This window comes from Streptomyces aurantiacus (genome assembly GCF_001418335.1).
Taxonomy (GTDB): domain Bacteria; phylum Actinomycetota; class Actinomycetes; order Streptomycetales; family Streptomycetaceae; genus Streptomyces; species Streptomyces aurantiacus.
This window is the reverse complement of the sequence record NZ_LIPP01000261.1, coordinates 1-3700: the sequence shown is the minus strand read 5'-3', so window position 1 is coordinate 3700 and position 3700 is coordinate 1. Positions and strand designations below refer to the sequence as shown.

Below are 3700 nucleotides of genomic sequence, written 5' to 3'. Positions count from 1 at the left end.
CCTCGGGCCCGAGGGGCAGCGCGTACGGGTACTTCACGCCGCGGTCCTTGAGCGCCGCGGCGTCGGACGCGAGCTGGCTCCAGGTCTCCGGCGGGGTGAGGCCGGCGTCGGTGAAGAGCTTCTTGTTGTAGAAGAGCAGCCGGGTGGAGGAGGCGAACGGCATGCCGTACTGCGTGCGGTTCAGCTCCCCCGCCGTGGTGAGCTGCGACACGAAGTCGGCCTGGGTGTCGATGGAGAGCAGGTCGTCCGCGCTGTAGAGCTGCCCCGCGGCGGCGTAGTCGGCGTACGCGCCGATCTGGGCCATGTCGGGCGGGTCGCCGGCGTCGACCATCGCCTTGACCTTGGCGTCGACCTCGTTCCAGGAGTAGACACTCACCTCGATGTCGACACCGGGGTGCTTCGCCTCGTACGCCGTGGACAGCTTCTCCCAGTACTTCTGGGAGCTGTTGGCCTTGGAGTCGCCGTAGTCGGCCGCCACGAGCCTCAGCGTGACGTCCCCGGACCCGGCGGAGCTGCCGCAGCCTCCGAGGGCCACGGTCGCACCCAGTGCGGACACCCCCGCTATCAGACCTGTCAGTCGCCGCTGCACCGCTGCCGTCCCCAACCCTGTCGTCGCATCCGCGGATTCGCTCGTGCGATTCCCATACTTTCGATTCGCAATTTTCGATCCAAGGTCTACACCACGTGAGTGGACTAGACCTCTCACGGGGTAAGGGGCGACACTGTACGCGTGAGACACGTCATCGCCCTCGATGTGGGCGGCACCGGGATGAAGGCCGCCCTCGTGGGGGCGGACGGCGCGCTGTTGCACCAGGCCCGCCGCACAACGGGCCGGGAGCGCGGCCCGGACGCCGTCGTCGAGTCGATCCTCGGCTTCGCGGCCGACCTGCGGGCGCACGGCGAGCGGCACTTCGGCGAGCCCGCGGCGGCTGCCGGAGTCGCGGTCCCCGGCATCGTGGACGACGACCGCGGCATCGCCGCCTATTCGGCCAACCTCGGCTGGCGCGACGTACCCCTGCGGGACCTGCTCAGCAAGCGGCTGTCCGGAGTACCGGTCGCCCTCGGCCACGACGTACGCACCGGCGGCCTGGCCGAGGGCCGGATCGGCGCGGGGCGGGGCGCGGACCGCTTCCTGTTCGTACCGCTGGGCACGGGCATCGCGGGCGCGATCGGCATCGACGGCCGGGTGGAGGCGGGCGCGCACGGCTTCGCGGGCGAGATCGGCCACATCGTCGTACGCCCCGGCGGCGCCCCCTGTCCGTGCGGGCAGCGCGGCTGTCTGGAGCGGTACGGGTCGGCGTCCGCGGTCAGCGAGGCCTGGGCCGAGGCGTCCGGCGACCCGGCCGCGGACGCGGCGGACTGCGCGAAGGCCGTCGAGTCCGGGGACCCCCGGGCGCTCGCGGTCTGGCAGGAGGCGGTGGACGCGCTCGCCGACGGGCTCGTCACCGCGCTCACTCTGCTGGACCCGCGCACCCTGATCATCGGTGGCGGTCTCGCCGAGGCGGGGGAAACCTTGTTCACACCGCTGCGGGCCGCGGTCGAGCGGCGCGTCACCTTCCAGAAACTGCCGTCCGTCGTCCCCGCGGCACTGGGCGACACGGCCGGCTGCCTGGGCGCGGGCCTCCTCGCCTGGGACCTGCTGGCCACCACCCCCACGTCCCCCGCCCCGGAGGTAACCGCCCGATGACCACGAACCGGCCGCACGAGGGCGCCCCCGCAGGGGCGCGGGGAACTGCGCGCCCAGCCCCCACCGGCCCGCAGCCGACGATCCTCACCGGAGCGAACGTCGTTCTCCCCACGGGCACCGTGCGGAACGGACGAGTGATCGTCGACGGCACCCGCATCGCCGGGAGCGCCCCCGAAGGCGCCCGCACGGTGGACCTGCGCGGCCACTGGGTGGTACCCGGCTTCGTGGACATGCACAACCACGGCGGCGGCGGGGCCTCCTTCACCTCGGGCACGGTCGAGGAGATCCTCCAGGGCGTCCGCACCCACCGCCTGCACGGCACGACGACCCTGGTCGCCTCCACCGTCACCGGCGACATGGACGGCCTGGCCCAGCGCGCCGGACTGCTCTCCGAGCTGGCCGAGCAGGGCGACATCGCGGGCATCCACTTCGAGGGCCCGTTCATCTCCCCGTGCCGCAAGGGAGCGCACTCCGAGGAACTGCTGCGCGACCCCGACCCGGCGGAGGTCCGCAAGCTGATCGACGCGGCCCGCGGCCAGGCCCGTATGGTCACCCTCGCCACCGAACTGCCGGGCGGCATCGACTCCGTACACCTCCTCGCCGAGCACGGCGTCATCGCGGCGATCGGGCACACGGACGCGACGTACGAGCAGACGGTGGAGGCCATCGACGCGGGCGCGACCGTGGCGACGCACCTGTTCAACGCGATGCCCGTGCTCGGCCACCGCGCACCGGGACCGATCGCGGCCCTGCTGGAGGACGAGCGGATCACCGTCGAGCTGATCAACGACGGCGTCCACCTCCACCCGGCCTCCCTCCAGCTGGCCTTCCATCACGCGGGCGGCGGGCGGGTCGCGTTCATCACGGACGCGATGGACGCGGCGGGCTTCGGCGACGGCCGCTACATGCTCGGCCCGCTGGAGGTGGAGGTCGCGGACGGTGTGGCACGCCTGGTGGAGGGCGGTTCGATCGCGGGCTCCACACTCACCCTCGACCGGGCCTTCAAGCGTGCGGTGACCGTGGACCGGCTGCCCGTCGAGGACGTCGTCGCGGCCATCTCCGCCAACCCCGCCCGGCAGTTGGGCCTGTACGACCGGGTCGGCTCGCTGGAGCCGGGCAAGGACGCCGACCTGGTGGTCCTGGACGCCGCCTTCGAGGTCAAGGGCGTGATGCGCCGGGGCGAATGGCTGGTCGAGCCCTCGATCGGCTGAGCCCCGCCCGGGAGAGGGACTGGGAGAGGGTCTGGGCCGACCGGGCTGTCTTTGACATGATCGACCCTTCGGATCGGACAGGCAGGCGCGCTCGGCGAGCGCGTCCACATCGGGGGAGGCCGGCCCAGGTGATCCTCACGGTCACGCTGAACACCGCTCTCGACATCACGTACCACGTACGGGAGTTGCGCCCGCACGCGTCCCACCGGGTCACCGAGGTGACCGAACGGCCCGGCGGCAAAGGGCTGAACGTGGCCCGGGTCCTCGCGGCCCTCGGCCACGAGGTGAGCGTCACGGGCTTCGTGGGCGGCGGCACCGGGCAGGCCCTGCGCGACGGGCTCGCCCACACGCCCGGGGTCGCCGACGCGCTGGTCCCGGTGAGCGGCCCGACCCGCCGCACGATCGCGGTGGTCGACACGACGACCGGTGACACGACTCAACTCAACGAACCCGGCCCGCAGATCAGTCCCGCCGAGTGGTCCGCCTTCCAGGAGGCGTACGAGATCCTGCTGCGCTCCGCCTCGGCGGTGGCCCTGTGCGGCAGCCTGCCACCGGGGGTGCCCGTCGGGGCGTACGCCCAACTCGTGCGGACCGCGCGGGCGTTGGCCGTTCCGGTGCTGCTCGACACGAGTGGCGAGCCGTTGCGGCGGGGGATCGCGGCGCGGCCCGACATCGTCAAGCCGAACGCGGACGAACTGGCCGAACTCACCGGTGCCCACGATCCGTCGCAGGCCACCCGGGACGCGCGCCCAGCGGCGCCCACACGGTCGTGGCGTCGCTGGGCGCGCGTCCCGGGTGGCCT

Annotated in this window: 3 protein-coding genes and 1 pseudogene; 3 read left to right on the top strand and 1 reads right to left on the bottom strand. The window is 72.9% G+C overall.

The genetic code is table 11. The features are described from left to right. Positions 1-589: ABC transporter substrate-binding protein (locus tag AOK01_RS29915; protein WP_157871538.1), on the bottom strand; the 589-nt coding region annotated here is incomplete at its 3' end. 141 nt (positions 590-730) lie between these two features. Between AOK01_RS29915 and AOK01_RS29910 the strand changes: the two genes are divergently transcribed. The 3 genes and pseudogenes from AOK01_RS29910 to AOK01_RS29900 all read left to right on the top strand — a co-directional run. Further along, positions 731-1687: an ROK family protein gene (locus tag AOK01_RS29910; RefSeq protein WP_055517139.1), complete on the top strand. Its 957-nt coding sequence runs from the start codon at positions 731-733 to the stop codon at positions 1685-1687. Beyond that, positions 1684-2898, top strand: a complete 1215-nt coding sequence (nagA, locus tag AOK01_RS29905) for an N-acetylglucosamine-6-phosphate deacetylase (protein ID WP_079103870.1) — start codon at positions 1684-1686, stop codon at positions 2896-2898. Before AOK01_RS29910 ends, nagA begins: the two co-directional genes overlap by 4 nt. Before the next feature lie 128 nt (positions 2899-3026). Further along, a pseudogene (locus AOK01_RS29900) lies at positions 3027-3700 on the top strand (1-phosphofructokinase family hexose kinase); the annotation flags it as partial.

What these genes read in the sequence shown, in the direction of transcription:
- nagA (WP_079103870.1), top strand. Translation starts at nt 1,684, where the DNA reads ATGACCACGAACCGGCCGCACGAGGGCGCCCCCGCAGGGGCGCGGGGA.